This is a genomic window from Klebsiella sp. LY, assembly GCF_004010915.1.
In the GTDB taxonomy this organism is placed as follows: domain Bacteria; phylum Pseudomonadota; class Gammaproteobacteria; order Enterobacterales; family Enterobacteriaceae; genus Klebsiella; species Klebsiella quasipneumoniae.
In genome coordinates this window covers 963,830-983,790 of sequence record NZ_CP022444.1, presented here as the reverse complement: position 1 = coordinate 983,790, position 19,961 = coordinate 963,830, and the positions used below count along the sequence as shown (strand labels likewise).

The window sequence follows — 19,961 nt, the reverse complement described above, 5'->3', positions numbered from 1 at the left end:
CGGGGCGAGACGGAGAGCGCGTCGGGATTACTCTTTGTCCGTCGAGCTCAGCGAGACGGAGGAGAGGTAGTTCAGCAGGGCGATGTCGTTTTCGACGCCCAGCTTCATCATCGCCGACTTTTTCTGGCTACTGATGGTTTTGATGCTGCGGTTCAGCTTTTTGGCGATCTCGGTCACCAGGAAGCCTTCGGCGAACAGACGCAGCACTTCGCTCTCTTTCGGCGACAGGCGTTTATCGCCATAGCCGCTGGCGCTGATTTTTTCCAGCAGACGAGAGACGCTTTCCGGGGTGAATTTCTTCCCTTTCTGCAGCGCGGCCAGCGCTTTAGGCAGATCGGTCGGCGCCCCCTGCTTGAGGACGATCCCTTCGATATCCAGATCCAGCACCGCGCTGAGGATCGCCGGGTTATTGTTCATGGTCAGAACAATGATCGACAGATCCGGGAAGTGGCGCTTGATGTATTTGATCAGCGTGATCCCGTCGCCGTATTTATCACCGGGCATGGACAGATCGGTGATCAGCACATGGGCGTCCAGCTTCGGAAGATTGTTGATAAGGGCCGTGGAGTCTTCAAACTCGCCAACGACGTTCACCCACTCAATTTGCTCAAGTGACTTACGAATACCGAACAGTACGATCGGATGGTCATCGGCAATAATTACGTTCATAGTGTTCATGTATAAGGCTACCTTCTACAGCAAGCTCTTGACGTAAGCGTCAATGTCGCTGATATATTTTTCTATGCCTTGCGCATCCTTTTCGCGAATAAGATGCTCAAGCGTTTCACATAACTGCTTGCCGGGTATCAGATTAAGCATAGCAAATGCCCCTTTGAGGCGGTGGGCGGTTTGCGCCAGAGCAGCAAAATCACCCGCTTCGTTTTCAGTATACAATCTCTGAACATCATCCGGTACCGTATCGGCAAACAGTGCGTAATAGCCGCTGGCATGGAGTTCGGCGTTACTCTCGTTTCCTGAGGTGGCGGGTTGAACCGCCTCCTCCGCCAGCTGCTGCTCAATAAGCTGCAGGATAGCCTCCTGCATCGCCGTGCTAATATTAAAGTTGACCCGCAGTTGGCCCGGGCCGATTTTGCGTATCCCAACCTCATCATCGCTTAAAAGCAAGCCCGAAGCAGTAAGATTAGACGGATTATCCGTTAAATACAGATCGAACGCTTGACTTGTCGCTCGATCGTCCGGCGTGATGCAGGACGCCCCCCAGCTCTCCAGCTGGCGGGTGACAATCCGCCGTACTTCGCTGGAGGTCACATCCAGCAGGACGATAACGTCATCCAGCAGATGTTCTCCCGCCTCTGGCGCCTCTTCGCTGGCCGGCATTTTCAGATGCAGGCTATAGCGAGTCCCCAGCGACTCCCGCGCTTTGATGGTCAACTGCCCGCCCAGCTTGCGCGTCATACGGTCACATAACCAGAAGGTAAGGGCGTTCGCTTTGCCGTACAGATCGCTCTGAGTCTCATTGAGATACGGGAAGTGCATATTGTCGATCTCGTTTGCCGAGACCCCGTTGCCAGTATCCAGTATGCGGAAGGTCAGGCGATCGCTGGCCGACTCTTCCTGGCAGACGTCGAGGGTGATCTTGCCGATAGGCGTGGTGGTGATGGAATACTGGATCAGCAGTACCAGCGTGCGCCGCAGGGCTTCACGGTCGCCATAGCGTTGCTCGCCGGCAGGCAGCGCGTTATTGATAAGCAACTGCAGCCCCTTGCGCTTCATCGCCGGCAGCACCTCCGGTACGACGTCGTCGATCAGCTCCTGCACCGAGAACAGCGACTGGCTGGTTTTCCAGGCATCGCTTTCCAGCAGGTTGGCGAGCTGAATATCATCGATCAGTTTGACCAGCTCATCGGCATGCTGCGCCAGCATCCGGCTCTCCGCGCCGTCGAGCGCCGCTGCCTCAGCCGCCAGGTTAAGGGCTGGCTGCTTCAGGGCGCTGCCGATATGCCGCATAAAGGTCGTCCGGCCCTGCTGGTTTTTCTCATACAAGCGCTGGGCCTGTTTGAGCTTTTTATTGACCAGCACTTCGCGGTCCTGGTCTCGGATAATCAGGATCTGCGTGCGCGGCGCAACCTGGCTGCGATACTGGCGGATCTCATACTGTTCGTTGTTGACGGTGGCCTGGATCACCCCCTGATGCTGGTCCGCCATGTTAGTGATGTTCTGCAGATTCAGGTGCGGAAGCAGATGGTCGGCAATCGGGTTGCTGATCACCGTTCGGTTGGCTTCCTGATCGTGGACCAGCAGCCCCAGCGGCAGCAAAGAAACAATTTCTTCATTAAGGGCGCGCAGTAAACGCAGTTCGCTATTGGCGGCGGAGGGGAGCCCGGCGCCCGAGGTGCTGCTGCGACCTTTATAATTCCGGAAGGTCGTGAAACCGAACAGCGCCAGCGCCAGCAGGCCAATGTTAAGCAGCAGCGGCAGAAGAATGTTTTGCAGGGATTCCAGCAGCATGGTGCTCATCGGTACTGTCCACACTAACTGCATACCGGTGGTGCTGATGTCGGTGGCGATGTCAATCTGCATGCCGTTGAAGGTGATCCCGATATGATCGCTAGCCTCTTTCTCGGGGCTGGCGGCCACATTTTGCGTGGGATCAGGCTCGATACGAAAGCTATCCAGCGCCATGCCCGGCGGGATCAGATCGTTAATCGGCAGGTCGAAGGCGACCACCGTTGCCAGGTGTCCTGGCTGATTGAAGGTAGTACGTAACGTGAAGTAGTGCGCGTTCTGCCAGGCAAGATGGCGCAGCGGCGAGAAGGTCTCGCGCTCATCAAGGGTATTGGCCTGCAGCAGCATTTCCGCGCGCCGGGATTCCACCACGCTGCTGATCGTTGACTCTTTAAAGCTTGAGGAGAGGTCCTTCAACGGCAGGGTGGAGATAAGGATCAGGCTATTGTCCAGCCCATTGAGATAGTACATCGACCACGGAATGGTCTCCGCGCCCCACAAAATATCGAGATAATCGGACATTTTCTGCGTCATCTCGAGGGTCGAACTGTCGTGGGAGCCAAAGATCAGGGCTTCGGTTTTACGCCGGGGCTTCTCCAGATAGTACACGTCCTGCTTTAAACGCGTCTCCTGCAGACCGCCGCTGGCGGTGTTGGCGGAGGTGGCGGCGATATTGTCGTAGATCTGCCAGGTGGCATAGCGCCAGGTATCAATGCGTTGGTGCAGGGCATGGGAGACATCAACTACCTGATAGCTCTTCTCTTTCAGCCAGGCATTGACGGCGCTTTGAATCATCACCCCCATCGTCGCCAGCAGGACAATAACCATCAAAATGAAGAAGCGGCTGATGTTGCCGGGGATCAGAGAGAATTTTTTCGGGGTCATCTTGTGGCTGAACGACTCATCATTGTTTGTAAACAGGATGTAGCGCCAGAGTAACTGGCAACAAAGCAGATGCTGCAGGCAGTATAAAGGCTAATGGCGTAAATCCATACTACAGATTGGTGCCAGCGGCGCGATACCGCCCAGGAATTATCTTAGAAACGAAGCGTAAATGAAACCGCGTCCGCAAGACTGACCAGTGACGATATTGACAGAAACAAAAGCCAGGAATCGCACGAAATAACAAGACATTGGCAGAATAAGCGCAAAAGACGGCCTAATTGATTGATTAATAGTCGTTAGGGAATCATTGGCTGTAGCACAGATAAATTAAAGTTGTGTAAAGAAGGGTAAAAAAAACCGGATGCGAGGCATCCGGTTGAAATAGGGGTAAACAGACATTCAGAACTGAATGACGGTAATAAATAAAGTTAATGATGATAGCGACTGTTATTTTAGTCACCGATGATCATTTTGTTTTACCATTCAGTGCTATAGGCTTAGTTTTGTATATCCTGTTGATTTTAAATAGCTAAATAATTTTTTTGATTATTAGTGCGTATTTCCCTGGCCATTTTGGGGTAAAAAAAAGTTCCGCCATATTTACAAATTGAAACATCTTGTGGGAACTTTGAAACATCTTAGAAGTTTTAGTATCATATTCTTGTTGGATTATTCTGCATTTTGCAGCACAATGAAATAGCCGACTGATTAGAAGGGTAATCAGTAAGCAGTGGCATAATAAAAGGCATATAACAAACAGAGGGTTAATAACATGAAAGTTAAAGTACTGTCCCTCCTGGTACCGGCTCTGCTGGTAGCAGGCGCAGCAAATGCGGCTGAAATTTATAACAAAGACGGCAACAAATTAGACCTGTACGGTAAAATTGACGGTCTGCACTACTTCTCTGACGACAAGAGCGTCGACGGCGACCAGACCTACATGCGTGTAGGCGTGAAAGGCGAAACTCAGATCAACGACCAGCTGACCGGTTACGGCCAGTGGGAATACAACGTTCAGGCGAACAACACTGAAAGCTCCAGCGATCAGGCATGGACTCGTCTGGCATTCGCCGGTCTGAAATTTGGCGACGCGGGCTCTTTCGACTACGGTCGTAACTACGGCGTAGTATACGACGTAACGTCCTGGACCGACGTTCTGCCGGAATTCGGCGGCGACACCTACGGTTCTGACAACTTCCTGCAGTCCCGTGCTAACGGCGTTGCAACCTACCGTAACTCTGACTTCTTCGGTCTGGTTGACGGCCTGAACTTTGCTCTGCAGTACCAGGGTAAAAACGGCAGCGTCAGCGGCGAAGGCGCGACCAACAACGGTCGTGGCGCTCAGAAACAGAACGGCGACGGCTTCGGTACCTCTGTAACTTATGACATCTTTGATGGCATCAGCGCTGGTTTCGCGTACTCTCACTCTAAACGTACCGACGATCAGAACAACCTGGTTCTGGGTAACGGCGACAACGCTGAAACCTACACCGGCGGCCTGAAATACGACGCGAACAACATCTACCTGGCCACTCAGTACACCCAGACCTACAACGCGACCCGCGCTGGTTCTCTGGGCTTTGCTAACAAAGCGCAGAACTTCGAAGTGGTTGCTCAGTACCAGTTCGACTTCGGTCTGCGTCCGTCCGTGGCTTACCTGCAGTCTAAAGGTAAGGATCTGGAAGGCTACGGCGACCAGGACATCCTGAAATATGTTGACGTGGGCGCGACCTACTACTTCAACAAAAACATGTCCACCTATGTTGATTACAAAATCAACCTGCTGGACGACAACAGCTTCACCCGCAACGCCGGTATCTCTACCGACGACGTGGTTGCACTGGGCCTGGTTTACCAGTTCTAAGTTGCAAGCTGCATAACAAAAAGGCGCCTCCGGCGCCTTTTTTTATGTCTGGTTTAACCTCGCTGGTATACTCTTGTCGCCCTGGTAAGAGGAGCCTCGATTAATGGATATGACTTTCTTTCGCGCCGCGCTGTTGGGCGCCTGCGTACTGTTCTCTGGCTGCGATTCAGCCACCACTCCCGCGACACCCGCCTCAACGGCCACCGTACTGGATGGTAAAACAATGGGCACCTTCTGGCGGGTCAGCGTTATCGGCGTGGATGAGGCAAAGGCGCAGGCGCTGCGCGCCAAGGTTCAGGCCCAGCTGGACGCCGACGATCGCCTGCTGTCGACTTGGAAAAACGACTCGGCGCTGATGCGTTTCAACCACGCGACGGATACCCGGCCCTGGCCGGTGAGCGAAGCGATGGCGGACATCGTGACCCTGTCGCTGCGGATTGGCGCCAAAACGCATGGCGCGATGGATATCACCGTCGGGCCGCTGGTCAACCTGTGGGGCTTTGGCCCGGATAAACAGCCGGTCGCCACTCCGGATGCGCAGGCGATCGCCGCGGCGAAAGCGCGCACCGGCCTGCAGCATCTGCAGGTTATCAATCAGAGCGGCAGGCAGTTCCTGCAAAAAGATATTCCCGATCTGTTTGTCGACCTCTCCACCGTGGGGGAAGGCTATGCCGCCGACCACCTCGCGCGCTTGATGGAGCAGGAAGGGATCTCCCGCTATCTGGTGTCGGTGGGCGGGGCGCTGGTGAGCCGCGGGATGAACGGCGAAGGTAAGCCCTGGCGGGTGGCGATCCAGAAACCGACCGACCAGGAAAACGCCGTTCAGGCGATTGTCGACATCAATGGTCACGGCATCAGCACCTCCGGCAGCTATCGCAACTACTATGAACTCGATGGCAAACGTATCTCGCACGTCATCGATCCGCAGACCGGGCAGCCGATAACCCATAAGCTGGTCTCCGTGACCGTCATTGCGCCAACGGCGCTGGAGGCGGACGGCTGGGATACCGGGCTGATGGTGCTGGGGCCGGAAAAAGCGCAGCAGGTGGTGCGCGAGCAGGGCCTGGCGGTCTACATGATCGTCAAAGAGGGGGAGGGCTTTAAAACCTGGATGTCGCCGCAGTTCCGTACCTTCCTCGTCGGCGAAAAAAATTAAAAAGCAAGATTGCGGGTTTTTTGCTGCGGGCTTTACCGCAGACTGAGGATACACTTACAGCAGGAGACCCGTGATGAAACCGATAGTTGCCGATACCGATGACCGCCGCTGGCAGGCGGTCTGCGAGCGTGATACCCGGGCCGATGGTCAGTTCGTCTTTGCGGTACTGACCACCGGCGTCTGCTGCCGTCCCTCCTGCCGCTCGCGGCGCGCGCGGCGGGAAAACGTGCGCTTTTTTGCTGACGTCGCTGCTGCCGTGGCGGCGGGATTCCGCCCCTGCAAACGCTGCCAGCCGGATAAAGACTCTCCGCAGCAGCAAAGGATCGACAAGGTGGCGCAGGCCTGTCGGCTGCTGGAGCAGGAGGCGCCCCTGACCCTCGAGGCGCTGGCGTGCGAGCTGGCGGTCAGCCCGTTTCATTTCCACCGTTTATTCAAATCCGTCACCGGTATGACCCCGAAAGCCTGGCAGCAGGCGTGGCGCGCGCGACGCCTGCGGGAGGCGCTGGAGCAGGGGAAACCGGTGACCCGCGCCGCGCTGGCGGCCGGCTTTCCCGACAGCAGCAGCTATTATCGCCAGGCCGATGCCGCCTTAGGGATGACCGCTAGCCAGTTTCGCCGCGGCGGCGCCGCCACCGTGGTGACCTGGACGACAGGCGACTGTGCGCTGGGCCGCTGCCTGGTGGCGCAAAGTGAACGCGGCGTCTGCGCTGTGCTGCCGGGTGATAACGATGCTGCTTTGCTCGACGATCTGCGTCAGCGCTTTCCCCGCGCCGAGCTGCGTCAGGGCGACCCTGAGTTTCGTCGTCAGATGGCGGAGATTTTCGCCCACCTCGACGACAGCCGGCGGCCGGTGTCGCTGCCGCTGGATCTGCGGGGCACCGCGTTCCAGCTGCAGGTCTGGCAGGCGCTGCGGCAGATCCCGGCGGGGGAGACCCGAAGCTACCGCCAGGTGGCCGAGCATATTGGCCAGCCGCGGGCGGTAAGAGCCGTGGCCGGCGCCTGCGCGGCGAATTCACTGGCGGTGATCGTTCCCTGCCATCGGGTGGTGCGTGAAGATGGCGCGCTATCCGGTTATCGCTGGGGAACGGCGCGAAAAGCGCAGCTGCTGGCGCGCGAGGCGCAACGAGAGGAGGAGTAATGCTCGATCTGTTTAGCGATACCCCACCGTGGCAGGAGCCGCTGGCCCCCGGCGCGGTGGTGCTTCGCCGCTTTGCCCGCGAGCGTGCCCCAGGGCTGCTGCAGGCGATTGCCGACGTCGCCCGCCAGTCGCCGTTTCGCCAGATGGTCACGCCGGGCGGGTACACCATGTCGGTGGCGATGACCAACTGCGGCCGGCTGGGCTGGACCACCGATCGCCACGGCTACCTCTACGCCCCGGTCGATCCGGTCACCCGTCACACCTGGCCGCCGATGCCGGCCGTGTTCCATGAACTGGCGCTGGCGGCAGCCGCGGCCGGCGGCTATCCGGGCTTTTCCCCCGACGCCTGTCTGATTAACCGCTACCAGCCCGGCGCAAAGCTGTCGTTGCATCAGGATAAAGATGAACAGGATCTGCGGGCGCCGATCGTCTCGGTCTCCCTGGGCCTGCCGGCCATCTTTCAGTTTGGCGGGTTGCAGCGCAGCGACCCGCTGCAGCGGCTGTTGCTGGAGCATGGCGATGTGGTGGTCTGGGGCGGGGAGTCGCGCCTGTTTTATCATGGCATTCAGCCGCTGAAAGCGGGCCATCATCCCGAGACCGGCGACTGTCGATATAACCTCACCTTTCGGCAGGCGGGCCGTCCCGGCGATTAAAATAAGAATTATTCTTGATGTCACCGGCGAGCCGTTTAAACTGCTGGCTGTTTTGCTTTTCCGGATAGCCTGTTATGGAACTTCTTTCTCTCGTCTGGCGCCAGTATCGCTGGCCGTTTCTGGGCGTTATTGCCCTTAGCCTGCTCAGCGCCGCGCTGGGTATCGGCTTAATCGCTTTTATTAACATGCGCCTGATCGCCACTGTCGATACCTCGCTGCGGGTGCTGCCGGAATTTCTTGGCCTGCTGGGGCTGTTAATGGCGGTGACCCTGGGCTCGCAGCTGGCGCTGACCACCCTCGGCCACCATTTTGTTTTTCGCCTGCGCGGCGAGTTTGTGAAACGCATCCTCGATACCCAGATTGAACAGGTGGAGAAGATCGGCAGCGCGTCGCTGCTTGCCGGGCTGACCAGCGATATCCGCAATATTACCATCGCCTTTGTACGCCTCCCTGAGCTGGTGCAGGGGATCATTCTCACCTTCGGCTCCGCCGCTTATCTGGCCTGGCTGTCAGGAAAAATGATGCTGGTGACGGCGCTGTGGATGGCGCTCACCATCTGGGGTGGCTTTGTGCTGGTGTCGCGGGTGTACAAACATATGGCCAGCCTGCGCGAAACGGAAGATAAGCTCTATCACGACTACCAGACGGTGCTGGAAGGGCGTAAAGAGCTGACCCTCAACCGGGAGCGCGCGGAGTATGTGTTTAATCAGCTCTATCTCCCGGACGCCCGCGACTACCGGCACCACATCGTTCGCGCCGATACCTTCCATCTCAGCGCGGTCAACTGGTCGAATATTATGATGCTTGGCGCCATCGGGCTGGTGTTCTGGATGGCCAACAGCCTCGGCTGGGCCGATACCGCCGTGGCGGCGACCTACTCCCTGACGCTGCTGTTTTTGCGCACGCCGCTGCTCTCCGCCGTCGGCGCGCTGCCCACGCTGCTTAGCGCCCAGGTGGCGTTCAACAAGCTGCGCCAGTTCTCGCTCGCCCCTTACCGGGCCGATTTCCCCCGGCCGCAGCCGCAGGCTGACTGGCAGACGCTGGAGCTGCGCGATGTCACCTTCCATTATCCGGACCAGCGCTTTGCGGTAGGGCCGCTTAATCTGACGCTAAAACGCGGCGAGCTGGTGTTTCTCATCGGCGGCAACGGCAGCGGCAAATCAACCCTGGCGATGCTCCTGACCGGCCTGTATCAGCCGGTTTCCGGTCAGATTCTGGTGGACGGCCAGCCGCTGGCGGCGGATAAACCGGAGGCGTACCGCAAACTGTTCTCCGCGGTGTTTACTGACGTCTGGTTGTTCGACCGTCTGCTCGGGCCGCAGGGCGAGGAGGCCGATCCGGCGCTGGTGGCAACGTGGCTGGAGCGTCTGCAAATGGCCCACAAGCTGCAGCTGGAAAACGGTAAGATCGGCGACCTTCGGCTGTCGAAAGGGCAGAAGAAGCGCGTGGCGCTCCTGCTGGCGCTGGCCGAGTCCCGGGATATCATTCTGCTGGATGAATGGGCGGCGGATCAGGATCCGCATTTCCGCCGCGAGTTCTACCAGGTCCTGCTGCCGCTGATGAAGCAGATGGGGAAAACCGTGTTTGCCATCAGCCATGACGATCACTACTTCCAGCACGCCGATCGCCTGCTGGAGATGCGTGCCGGGCAGCTGTCCGAGCTCACTGGCGAAGAGCGGGCGCAGGCCTCCCGCGATGCGGTGGCCCGCACGGCCTGATTCACGCTGCGCGCCCGGGGAAAGCCGGGCGCCACTGAAATTTTCAGCGTCTACAGTGCTGACGGTTATTATTTCCCCCTCCTCGCGCTATGCTTAAGGCTTCCGGCCCGCAGGCCGGCTCACTATTCTCAAAAGGATTGCCTGACCGATGTCCGTTTTGCATAAAAAAAGCGCCCGCTTGCGTGACGAAGAGCGCGCCCGTCTGATTTGGCTCTTGAGCACCGATAAAGCGGTGACCTCCGCGCTGCTGGGCAAACTGACGCTGGCCGAACGTTACGATGAAGGGACGCTGGCCGATGACCTGGCTGAAGTGGAAATGCTGGTCTCGCATCTGCCGCCGCCGGATCTCGCCGATGCGCTGGAAGCGCTCCCCTATGACGCCCGCACCGCGCTGTGGTGCCTGGTGCCCGACGATAAACGCGGCGAAGTGCTGCTGGAAGCTTCAGAAAACGTCTGGGGCGACCTCATCGATAAGATGAGCGACCACGAGCTGCTGCAGGCGATGCAGCCGCTGGATATCGATGAACAGGTTTACCTGCTGCAGCATCTGCCGCGCAATCTTACCGGACGGTTGCTGGCGACCCTGCCGGCTGAGAAGCGCGCCCGTATTCGCCAGATTATGCGCTACGCCGACAACAGCGTCGGGTCGATCATGGAGTTTGAGGTCATTACGGTGCGGCCGGAGGCCACCCTGGCGGCGGTCCAGCGCTATCTGCGGCGTCTCGGGAAAATGCCGGAGAACACCGATAAACTGTTCGTCACCACCCGCAATAAGCTGCTGCTCGGCGAGCTGGAGCTGCAGACCATTCTGCTCAACGATGCGCAGAAGCGGGTGGGGGAGGTGATGGAGGGCGATCCGGTCACCTTTCAGCCGCATGAAGAAGCGGAGAAGGTGGCGCGCACCTTCGAACGTGATGACTTGCTCAGCGCCGCCGTTATCGATGCCGATGGCAAACTGATCGGCCGTCTGACCATCGATGAGATCGTCGATGTGGTCTATGAAGAGACCGACAACGATCTGCGGCGGATGGGCGGCCTGAGCGATGAAGAAGATGTCTTCGCCCCGGTCAGCAAAGCGGTGAAAACGCGCTGGGCGTGGCTGGCGGTGAACCTGTGTACGGCGTTTATCGCTTCCAGGGTCATCGACGGCTTCGAACATACCATTTCACAGCTGGTGGCGCTGGCCTCGCTGATGCCGATCGTCGCCGGGATCGGCGGCAATACCGGCAACCAGACGATCACCATGATCGTTCGGGCGATGGCGCTGCAGCAGATCCAGCCCGGCAGCTTTACCTTTCTGATCCTGCGTGAAATGGGCGTTGCGCTGATTAATGGCCTGGTGTGGGGCGGGATCATGGGGGCCATCACCTGGTGGCTGTATGACGATCCGCAGCTTGGCGGGGTGATGACGCTGGCCATGATGCTCAACCTGCTGATGGCGGCGATGATGGGCGTGATAATCCCGATGGTCATGGTGAAGCTGGGGCGTGACCCGGCGGTCGGCTCCAGCGTAATGATTACCGCTATCACCGACACCGGCGGCTTCTTTATTTTTCTGGGTCTGGCGACGCTGTTTCTGATGTAGCCTGCGCTTTTGCCCGCAGGCGGCGGGGGATGATCGCCATCGCGACAATCCCCGCCAGCACGCCAATCGCCAGATTGCTGGTTCCCACCGTCGCGGCGACGGTCACCAGCATCACCAGCGTTTCCGGCCACGGATTGCGCGCCAGCTCGCCCGGGAGAATGCTGTGCCAGCTAAAGGTCTTCACCGCCACGATCACCATCACCCCGGCCAGGACCGCCATCGGGATTTTCGCCATCACCTGGCTGAGCGCTGTCACCAGCAGGAGCAGCACCAGGCCGGCGATAACCGTTGAGAGACGGCTACGGGCTTTGCCCATTTCCACGTTAACGATAGTCTGGCCGATCATCGCGCAGCCCGCGATACCGCCATAACAGCCGGCGAGGATGTTGGCGATCCCCAGCCCGGCGCTCTCCCGCGATTTATTCGACGGCGTATGGGTCAGGTCATCCACCAGCTTAGCCGTCAGCAGAGACTCCATGAGGCCGACAAAGGCGATGCTGAGGGCGCACGGCCAGATTATCTGCAGGGTGGTCAGGTTCAGGGGAACGGTCAGGGCGGTGAACCCCGGCAGGCCGCCGCTCATTGACCCTTCATCACCCACGGTCGGCAGCAGCTGGCCGGTGGTCGCGGTATAGAGAGTGAGCGCGACGATGGCGATCAGCGGCGCCGGGATAGTCTTAATAAAGCGCGGCGCCCACAGAACGATAAGCAGCGTCAGGACGAACAGGCCGACGATCAGCGGCTGGCGGCTCCAGAAGTGCGGCACCTGGGCGAAGAAAATCAGGATCCCGAGGGCGTTGACGAACCCGGTCATCACCGCCGGGGGAATAAAGCGCATCAGGCGCGCCATGCCGCACAGACCAAACAAAATTTGAATCATACCCGCCAGAATGACGGCTGGCAGAATGTAACCCACGCCGTGCTGATGCACCATCGGGCCAATGACCAGCGCCACTGATCCCGCGGCGGCGGTGACCATCGCCGGGCGTCCGCCGAGTATCGACATCGCCAGACAGAGCACGACGGAAGCAATCAGGCTCACCTGCGGGTCAACGCCGGCAATAACCGAAAACGAAATCACTTCAGGAATTAACGCCAGGGCGGTGAGCACGCCGGCCAGGACTTCGCGCGTCAGCAGCGACGGAGAACGAAGGATTGGACGCAGGTTGCCGGAAGCGGCGGGGTCTGAAACTGGGGGCATAAAAAAAGTTCGCAGATTATAAAAAAAGGAGGAGCGGTGTCAGGCCCTGCTTCCGTGCGGTCTGTCACAAAACCAGGGATGATAGCGCGGAATCTGCCAGGGCACCAGTACAAAAAGTGATTTGGTGTATACATTTATTAAACATTTTTATAACGGATCTCAAAACAGAACTTAAAATTTAAACAATATTTAAATTTTTGAGCTTCGGTGGTAACGTGAGGGGTGACAATCGTATCACCTGCGCTAAATAAAACAGCGAGTAAAGTAAGGCTCAAATCCGATGAATAAAAAGATGGCCGTACCACGCTCACAGGCGGTTGGTCCCAACAGCACTCGGACCAACACCCGCCATGAGCAAGAGACGGATGTATTGTTGATTGGCGGCGGCATTATGAGCGCCACACTGGGAACCTGGCTGCAGGAGCTTGAGCCAGACTGGTCTATTACCATGGTTGAGCAGATGTCCAGCGTGGCGGAAGAGAGCTCAAACGGGTGGAACAATGCGGGTACCGGCCACGCGGCGCTGATGGAGCTGAACTATACGCCGCAGACCGCCAACGGCATCAATATCGACAAAGCGGTCGACATCAACGAAGCCTTCCACATCTCGCGTCAGTTCTGGGCGCATCAGGTGACGCGCGGCGTCCTGAACAAACCAAAATCATTCATTAACAGCGTGCCGCACATGAGCTTTGTGTGGGGCGAAGATAACGTCAACTTCCTGCGCGCGCGCTATGCGGCGCTGCAGCAGAGCGAACTGTTCCGCGGCATTCGTTATTCTGAAGACCATCAGCAGATCAAAGCCTGGGCGCCGCTGGTGATGGAAGGCCGCGACCCGCTGCAAAAGGTGGCCGCCACCCGTACGGAAATGGGAACCGACGTCAACTATGGCGAAATCACCCGCCAGCTGATCGCCAGCCTGCAAAAGCATGATAATTTCTCCCTGCAGCTGGGCACCGTGGTGCGTCGCTTCAAGCGCAACGCCGACAAGAGCTGGACGGTGACCCTCGCGGATGCCGACAACCGTCGTCAGAAGCGGGTCATTAAAGCCAAATTTATCTTTATTGGCGCCGGTGGCGCAGCGCTGACCCTGCTGCAGGAAACCGGCATTCCGCAGGCCAAAGAGTATGCCGGCTTCCCGGTCGGCGGCCAGTTCCTGGTCTGCGAAAATCCGGAGGTAGTAAACCACCATCTGGCGAAGGTTTACGGCCAGGCCGAAGTGGGCGCGCCGCCGATGTCGGTGCCGCACATCGATACCCGTATTATCGACGGTAAACGCGTGGTGCTGTTCGGGCCGTTCGCCACCTTCTCGACCCGCTTCCTGAAGAACGGTTCGCTGTGGGATCTGCTGGCCTCGACCAATACCTCGAATATCCTGCCGATGCTCAACGTCGGCCTGGACAACTTCGATCTGGTGAAATACCTGATTAGCCAGGTGATGCAGAAAGATAAAGATCGTCTGGCCGCGCTGTGCGAATACTATCCGGAAGCGCGGAAAGAGGACTGGCGGTTGTGGCAGGCCGGTCAGCGCGTGCAGATCATCAAGCGCGATGCGAAGAAGGGCGGGGTACTGCGCCTGGGCACCGAAGTGGTCAGCGATGACGAAGGCACCGTCGCGGCGCTGCTCGGCGCATCGCCAGGCGCCTCCACCGCGGCGCCTATCATGCTGCAGCTGATGGAAAAAGTGTTTAAAGACAAAGTGAATTCGCCCGAATGGCAGGCCAGGCTGAAGGCGATCATCCCGACCTACGGTATTCGCCTTGATGGCAACCCGGCGGAGATTGAGAAAGCGCTGGCGTGGACCAGTGAAGTGCTGGAGCTGAAATATGAGCCGGCCGCGGCGGCGGATGAAGCTCCGCAGGCGGAGCTGAAGCCGCTGAGCGGCGGCAAGCCGATGGCGGACATCGCGCTCTGACAAAAACGGCAGCCTGCGGGCTGCCGTTGTTTTATTGCTGATTCAATTGCGCGCCTTAGCGGATCTCGGCGTTGCCGATAGTCTCGTCGGCGCGCCAGATGCGATATTTTACATCGACATTAGTCGGCGTGTAGATAACGATCGGCAGCTTGCTGTTGTAGCGCAGCATAGCGTCATCGCCGAGGCCGGCAGTAACAAATTTCTTCGTTTTCTTGCCGTCCGGGCAGGCCATCATGGTGGATACCGGGCCGCTCAGCTTATCAAAGACATAGTAGTCATAACCCCAGCCTTCCAGGGTTTTGCTTTCCAGCTGCCCGCCAAAACGATGGTGGTTGCAGTCGACTTCCAGCGTCTGGCCGATCATCAGCTCAACCTTCAACGCCGACTCATCCTGCTGCTGCGGCAGCTGAATAACCTGACGCTTCATGCCTTTTTCCGCTTTCGGGAACGGCGCGACTTTTTCCAGCGGCTGGTCTGCGGCCAGGGCGCCGGCAGACATGCAGGCGGCGGTGAGCAGAGAAACGGCTAGCGTAGTGATTTTTTTCACGGTTGATCATCCTTTATTTTCGTTCCTGACAGGGATAGCCTATCATCACTTAGCTGAATGTTAAGATTTATTTACCATTTTTTGCAAAGTGAACAGTGTTATCTACTGGCAAAAGGGCAGCGTTCAGAGCGCAACAGAGGCGCTGGCGGGCCGCCAGACGCCTGCCGGAGAAGCTATTCAGTACGGCTATTTTTCGCCTCCTCAATAAACTCTTCATCGATTTCATCGGTGTTGCCAGCATGTTCCCGTCCCGACAGCAAATTCCAGCAGGCGATAAACAAGGCGGCGATCAGTGGCCCGATCACGAATCCATTGATACCGTAGATCTCCATGCCGCCTAAAGTAGCGATCAGGATCAGGTAGTCCGGCATCTTGGTATCCTTGCCCACCAGCAGCGGACGCAGAATATTGTCCACCAAACCAATCACAACGACAAAGAAGCCCACGATAAAGGCGCCCTGCCACAACTGGCCGGTAGCAAAAAGGTAAATAGCCGCCGGCACCCAGATAATAGCCGAGCCCACCGCCGGGATAAGCGACAGGAACGCCATCAGCGCCCCCCAGAGAATGCTGCCGTCCAGACCGGCGATCCAGAAGGCTAAGCCGCCCAGCGCCCCCTGCGCCAGTGCCACGGCGACGGTGCCTTTTACCGTGGCGCGGGCCACTGCGGCGAACTTAGCGAACAGGTGCTGCTTCACATAGCTGGATAACGGCAGAGATTCGAGGATCAACAGCACCAGGTAAGGTCCATCCTTCAGCAGGAAAAACAGTAGGTACAGCATGATGCCGAAGCTGACGGTAAAGCCAAAGGTCCCTTTGCCAATCAGAAACGCACTGCCGGCCAGATACTGGCCACCTTTCAGGGCGACATCGGAGAGCTGCTGCTGGATCTGCTGCGCGCTATCAAGGTTATGTTCTGCCAGGAAGCTTCTGGCCCAGCCGGGGAGGTGGGCAATCAGGCTGGCGACCACCGTCGGGAACTGGGTATCGTTATGCTGCAGTTTGCTGTACACCACGTTCAGCTCGTAGGCCAGTGACGACAGGATAATCGCCAGCGGCGTAAACACGATAAGGCAGATAATGACGATGGTCATCAGCGCCGCGAGGCCATTACGCTCGCCGAGGCGGGTGCGTATTTTGTTTTTGACCGGATTAAAAATCACCGCGAGGATCGCGGCCCAGAGAATGGCGGAATAGTAGGGTGAGAGAACATCAAAAAAGGCCAGGGTTACAATGAAAACGATAAGGATGAAAAATCCTTTGGTAAGTCCATTAACTCTCATGTCATCCGCTCCTGCTTATGAGTCATACGGTCGAATAATAGATGCTACGAGGTAATTTACCATCAGGATAGTCGTACTCTATACGCTGTGGTGCGGAAAGGGCACAAATTCAACGAGGTGGGGGACGGGCGTAAAAGAGAGACATAAAAAAACCAGCCTTAAAAGGCTGGTTTCTCTGGGATTTTTGGTCGGCACGAGAGGATTTGAACCTCCGACCCCCGACACCCCATGACGGTGCGCTACCAGGCTGCGCTACGTGCCGACGCGTGGGGAACAATATTACCCGTTCCCCAGGCGAATGCAAGCGGGTCGCGCGCGATTGATTCATAATTAATCAATCAGTTAGCGATAAAGCGTTTTTCGTCGGTCAGGACCTGCAGCAACAGGCTGAGCTGCGGTTTCTGATCTTTGATTTTCTCGCCGTCGCGGCTCCAGGTGGTGTAGGTGCCGTTATGGTTGAGGACCACGGTGATGGTCGGGGTGGTAATGGCCAGCGTATCGCCGTTGGCCGCGGTGACCCAGTTCCGACGCCGCGCGGCGCTGAACAGATCTTCACCCTGCGAATACTCATTGGCCGGCGTCGAAACGTGAAGCAGGCGCTGCATCAGCGTGGTCATCACATCTTTGTTATCGGTCAGGGTGGCAATTTCCTGGGCCGGCGTGCCCGGCCAGTGAATAACCAGCGGCACCTGCAGCTGCTCGCGCGACCAGTCGAATGAGTCGTGTTTGACTTTAAGCGGCTTGCCGTGGCCGCCGGTGATAATCACCACCGTATTATCGAGCTTGCCGGCTTCGCGCAGCGCGGTCAGCACCCGATCGATCTGGGCATCAACGTCGCCTGCCGCCTTGCTATAACGGCGGACAAAGTTCTGCTGCTGCGTGTCGTCGAGAGTGGTGCCATTCAGCGAGATCCACGAGAACCAGCGATTCTCATCCTGCGCGTAACGGTCCAGCCAACTGATCCACTGATTGGCGGTCTGCTCGTCGCTCTGGGTCTTCGCGCTCGGCAGCGAGAAGTCGGAGAGCAGCGCCTGGCGATACAGCGGGCTGCTAAACCCATCGGAAGAGAACAGCCCCAGCTGGTAGCCCTGCTGGTTGAGGGCGGTGATCAGCGCTGCGGGAATACGCGCCGAGAGGACACCGTCCATATAGGCTGGCGAAATGCCGTAGAACAGGCCAAACAGGCCGCTGTCGGCGGTATTGCCCGAGCTCATATGCTGGGTAAAGTTGACGTTTTCTTTGGCAAACGCCGCCAGCGCCGGCATCGTCTTTTCAAACCGCGAGTAGTTCAGGTTGTCGACGGTGATCAGCAACACGTTATAGCCCGCGCCGAGGTCGCGGTAGCGCAGGTTACTGAGCGGATACTGGACCGATACCGCCTCCGGCGCCCCTTGTTCCACCAGGCGACGCTGATAATCCTGGGCGTCGAGCAGGCCATGTTTCTCAAGGAAACGACGGGCGGTCATCGGATAGGAAAGCGGTAGATTCGCTCGCTGCATGGTGATCGGGCGATAGAAGTTGGCATCCGCCCAGATATAGACCAGGTGGCTGCTGACGAACGACAAAAAGAAGAACCAGGCCACCGGGCGGGCGTAATGGCGGCGGCGCGTCAGGCTGCGCAGCTTTTGCCAGCTCCAGGTGGCGAAGAGCATTTCAATCAAAAAGATGACCGGGACGCTGATAAACATCAGCTGCCAGTCGCGCGCCATCTCATTCTGGTCAGGGTTGATGACCAGCTCCCAGACCACCGGATTTAAATGAAGATGGAAGCGGGTAAAGACCTCGCTGTCTATCAGCAACAGCGTCATCCCGGCGGTGGCAAGGATCACCGACAGGAAGCGCATCAGGCGCTGCGAGACCACGATAAAGGTCAACGGAAAGAGGATCAGCACATAGCTGGTAAACACCAGGAAGCTGAAGTGCCCGACGAGACTGACGTACGAAAAGAGTCGTCCGGCAAGCGTCGTCGGCCAGTCGGCGACAAAAAGGTAGCGGCTGCCGAGCACCATGGCCAACAACATGTTGAACAGGGCGAACCAGTGCCCCCAGCTAACCATCTGGGAGACTTTTTCTCGGTAGGGCTGACGTAGAGTCACCATATACTGTTGCTGTTATCCTTAATGCGCTGGATCGTCGTTAATCGAAGATTGCAAAGCCTGCGCGAAAGAACGGGCGATGGCCTGACGCTGCGCCGGCGCGACGCTACTGTTGATCAGGTTGGTCACCATATTGCCTAACACCATCAGTGAAAGGTCAACCGGGGCTTTGTGTGATTCCAGGACGTTCGTCAGCTCGCTGAGCAACTGTTCGACCTGTTGATCGCTATAGCGGGAAATTTGCGGCATAAACTCAAAATCTGTTTGTTCGTGAAAGGGCAACATATTACCGTAGCAGCAGCTTTTTTTCCGCATTTTTTCGCCGCGGCGCAAAAGCGCACCGATCGTCAGTCATGACGTCGAAATGTGTGGCGCCAGTTGCGTCGGCTACCCGGCGGTGGTTGAATACCGCCCGGTCTAAAAGGAGAGTTTAACATGAGTCTGGATATCGACCAGATTGCCCTGCATCAGTTAATCAAACGTGATGAACAAAATCTGGAGCTGGTGCTGCGCGAGTCACTGCTGGAGCCGAACGCGACGGTCGTCGAGATGATGGCTGAACTGCACCGGGTTTATAGCGCCAAAAGCAAAGCCTATGGGCTGTTCAATGAAGAGAGCGAACTGGCGCAGGCGCTGCGCCTGCAGCGTCAGGGCGAAGAGGAGTTTTTGGCGTTCAGCCGCGCGGCGACCGGCCGCCTACGCGATGAGCTGGCGAAATACCCGTTCGCCGAAGGGGGCATTGTCCTCTTCTGCCAGTATCGTTACCTGGCGGTCGAGTATCTGCTGGTGGCGGTGCTCAATAACCTGAGCAGTATGCGCGTCAACGAAGAGCTGGATATCCGCTCGACCCATTATCTGGATATTAACCATGCCGATATCGTCGCGCGCATCGATCTGACCGAGTGGGAAACCAACCCGGAGTCGACCCGCTACTTAACCTTCCTGAAAGGGCGGGTGGGGCGCAAAGTGGCCGATTTCTTTATGGATTTCCTCGGGGCCAGCGAAGGCCTCAACGCCAAAGCGCAGAACCGCGGCCTGCTGCAGGCGGTGGACGACTTCGCCGCCGACGCGCAGCTTGATAAATCCGAGCGACAGAATGTGCGTCAGCAGGTCTATGCGTACTGCAACGAACAGCTGCAGGCCGGGGAAGAGATTGAGCTGGAATCGCTGTCCAAAGAGCTGGCTGGCGTCAGCGAAAAGAGCTTCCAGGAATTCACCGCCGAACAGGGTTACGAACTGGAAGAGAGCTTCCCGGCGGATCGCAGCACCTTACGCCAGCTGACCAAGTTTGCCGGCAGCGGCGGCGGTTTAACCATTAACTTCGACGCGATGCTGCTGGGCGAACGCGTATTCTGGGATCCCGCCACCGATACTCTGACCATTAAGGGCACCCCGCCGAACCTGCGCGACCAGCTGCAGCGCCGGACCTCCGGCGGCAACTAAGCGCCGCGCCC

The 19,961-nt window shown here is 57.9% G+C and carries 15 protein-coding genes and 1 tRNA gene; 8 read left to right on the top strand and 8 right to left on the bottom strand.

Going from position 1 to position 19,961, the window contains the following annotated elements; genetic code table 11:
* Positions 1-27: 27 nt before the first annotated feature.
* Positions 28-678 carry a response regulator transcription factor RcsB gene (gene rcsB / locus CE636_RS07540; RefSeq protein WP_004201684.1) on the bottom strand — a complete coding sequence of 217 codons (651 nt, stop codon included), beginning with the start codon at positions 676-678 and terminating at the stop codon, positions 28-30.
* A 15-nt stretch (positions 679-693) separates the two neighbouring features.
* Positions 694-3,351, bottom strand: coding sequence for a phosphotransferase RcsD (gene rcsD, locus CE636_RS07535; RefSeq protein WP_017899298.1), 2,658 nt, complete (start codon positions 3,349-3,351; stop codon positions 694-696).
* 772 nt (positions 3,352-4,123) lie between these two features.
* On the opposite strand from rcsD, the gene ompK36 reads away from it, so the two are divergent.
* The 6 genes from ompK36 (at position 4,124) to mgtE (ending at position 11,465) form a co-directional block, all read left to right on the top strand.
* Positions 4,124-5,215: a porin OmpK36 gene (ompK36, locus tag CE636_RS07530; RefSeq protein ID WP_017899299.1), complete on the top strand. Its 1,092-nt coding sequence runs from the start codon at positions 4,124-4,126 to the stop codon at positions 5,213-5,215.
* A gap of 103 nt (positions 5,216-5,318) precedes the next feature.
* Positions 5,319-6,371, top strand: coding sequence for an FAD:protein FMN transferase ApbE (apbE, locus tag CE636_RS07525; protein WP_017899300.1), 1,053 nt, complete (start codon positions 5,319-5,321; stop codon positions 6,369-6,371).
* A 73-nt stretch (positions 6,372-6,444) separates the two neighbouring features.
* Positions 6,445-7,509: a bifunctional DNA-binding transcriptional regulator/O6-methylguanine-DNA methyltransferase Ada gene (ada, locus tag CE636_RS07520; protein ID WP_017899301.1), complete on the top strand. Its 1,065-nt coding sequence runs from the start codon at positions 6,445-6,447 to the stop codon at positions 7,507-7,509.
* Positions 7,509-8,162, top strand: a complete 654-nt coding sequence (alkB, locus tag CE636_RS07515; RefSeq protein WP_017899302.1) for a DNA oxidative demethylase AlkB — start codon at positions 7,509-7,511, stop codon at positions 8,160-8,162. Before ada ends, alkB begins: the two co-directional genes overlap by 1 nt.
* A 74-nt stretch (positions 8,163-8,236) precedes the next feature.
* Entirely contained in the window at positions 8,237-9,880 is a 1,644-nt protein-coding gene (locus CE636_RS07510; protein ID WP_017899303.1) for a multidrug ABC transporter permease/ATP-binding protein, read from the top strand.
* Positions 9,881-10,028: 148 nt separating this feature from the next.
* Entirely contained in the window at positions 10,029-11,465 is a 1,437-nt protein-coding gene (gene mgtE, locus CE636_RS07505; protein WP_004201674.1) for a magnesium transporter, read from the top strand.
* On the opposite strand, the gene CE636_RS07500 is transcribed toward mgtE, so the two are convergent.
* Positions 11,428-12,666, bottom strand: coding sequence for a SulP family inorganic anion transporter (locus tag CE636_RS07500; protein WP_017899304.1), 1,239 nt, complete (start codon positions 12,664-12,666; stop codon positions 11,428-11,430). The genes mgtE and CE636_RS07500 overlap by 38 nt on opposite strands.
* A 280-nt stretch (positions 12,667-12,946) precedes the next feature.
* Here CE636_RS07500 and mqo point away from each other — a divergent pair, with 280 nt between their 5' ends.
* Positions 12,947-14,581, top strand: coding sequence for a malate dehydrogenase (quinone) (gene mqo / locus CE636_RS07495; RefSeq protein WP_017899305.1), 1,635 nt, complete (start codon positions 12,947-12,949; stop codon positions 14,579-14,581).
* A gap of 55 nt (positions 14,582-14,636) precedes the next feature.
* Here mqo and eco read toward each other — a convergent pair whose 3' ends face one another.
* From eco to CE636_RS07470, 5 genes are all read right to left on the bottom strand, one after another.
* The gene (gene eco, locus CE636_RS07490; protein ID WP_004201671.1) at positions 14,637-15,128 is read right to left on the bottom strand and encodes a serine protease inhibitor ecotin; all 492 of its coding nucleotides are present in this window, start codon (positions 15,126-15,128) and stop codon (positions 14,637-14,639) included.
* A gap of 173 nt (positions 15,129-15,301) precedes the next feature.
* Positions 15,302-16,411, bottom strand: a complete 1,110-nt coding sequence (locus CE636_RS07485; protein ID WP_004201670.1) for an AI-2E family transporter — start codon at positions 16,409-16,411, stop codon at positions 15,302-15,304.
* 185 nt (positions 16,412-16,596) lie between these two features.
* Positions 16,597-16,673: transfer RNA gene (locus CE636_RS07480), tRNA-Pro, on the bottom strand.
* A gap of 76 nt (positions 16,674-16,749) precedes the next feature.
* Positions 16,750-18,510 (bottom strand): LPS biosynthesis-modulating metalloenzyme YejM, encoded by a 1,761-nt coding sequence (gene yejM / locus CE636_RS07475; RefSeq protein ID WP_017899306.1) that lies wholly within the window; start codon positions 18,508-18,510, stop codon positions 16,750-16,752.
* 18 nt (positions 18,511-18,528) lie between these two features.
* Positions 18,529-18,756: a YejL family protein gene (locus CE636_RS07470; protein ID WP_004195346.1), complete on the bottom strand. Its 228-nt coding sequence runs from the start codon at positions 18,754-18,756 to the stop codon at positions 18,529-18,531.
* Between the two features lie 186 nt (positions 18,757-18,942).
* Here CE636_RS07470 and yejK point away from each other — a divergent pair, with 186 nt between their 5' ends.
* Positions 18,943-19,950, top strand: a complete 1,008-nt coding sequence (gene yejK / locus CE636_RS07465) for a nucleoid-associated protein YejK (RefSeq protein WP_004144267.1) — start codon at positions 18,943-18,945, stop codon at positions 19,948-19,950.
* Positions 19,951-19,961 lie beyond the last annotated feature (11 nt).

Bases quoted from the DNA above. Each gene is read 5' to 3' on its own strand.
- rcsB (WP_004201684.1), bottom strand. From the start codon at position 678: ATGAACACTATGAACGTAATTATTGCCGATGACCATCCGATCGTACTG.
- rcsD (WP_017899298.1), bottom strand. From the start codon at position 3,351: ATGACCCCGAAAAAATTCTCTCTGATCCCCGGCAACATCAGCCGCTTC.
- ompK36 (WP_017899299.1), top strand. From the start codon at position 4,124: ATGAAAGTTAAAGTACTGTCCCTCCTGGTACCGGCTCTGCTGGTAGCA.
- apbE (WP_017899300.1), top strand. From the start codon at position 5,319: ATGGATATGACTTTCTTTCGCGCCGCGCTGTTGGGCGCCTGCGTACTG.
- ada (WP_017899301.1), top strand. From the start codon at position 6,445: ATGAAACCGATAGTTGCCGATACCGATGACCGCCGCTGGCAGGCGGTC.
- alkB (WP_017899302.1), top strand. From the start codon at position 7,509: ATGCTCGATCTGTTTAGCGATACCCCACCGTGGCAGGAGCCGCTGGCC.
- CE636_RS07510 (WP_017899303.1), top strand. From the start codon at position 8,237: ATGGAACTTCTTTCTCTCGTCTGGCGCCAGTATCGCTGGCCGTTTCTG.
- mgtE (WP_004201674.1), top strand. From the start codon at position 10,029: ATGTCCGTTTTGCATAAAAAAAGCGCCCGCTTGCGTGACGAAGAGCGC.
- CE636_RS07500 (WP_017899304.1), bottom strand. From the start codon at position 12,666: ATGCCCCCAGTTTCAGACCCCGCCGCTTCCGGCAACCTGCGTCCAATC.
- mqo (WP_017899305.1), top strand. From the start codon at position 12,947: ATGAATAAAAAGATGGCCGTACCACGCTCACAGGCGGTTGGTCCCAAC.
- CE636_RS07485 (WP_004201670.1), bottom strand. From the start codon at position 16,411: ATGAGAGTTAATGGACTTACCAAAGGATTTTTCATCCTTATCGTTTTC.
- yejM (WP_017899306.1), bottom strand. From the start codon at position 18,510: ATGGTGACTCTACGTCAGCCCTACCGAGAAAAAGTCTCCCAGATGGTT.
- CE636_RS07470 (WP_004195346.1), bottom strand. From the start codon at position 18,756: ATGCCGCAAATTTCCCGCTATAGCGATCAACAGGTCGAACAGTTGCTC.
- yejK (WP_004144267.1), top strand. From the start codon at position 18,943: ATGAGTCTGGATATCGACCAGATTGCCCTGCATCAGTTAATCAAACGT.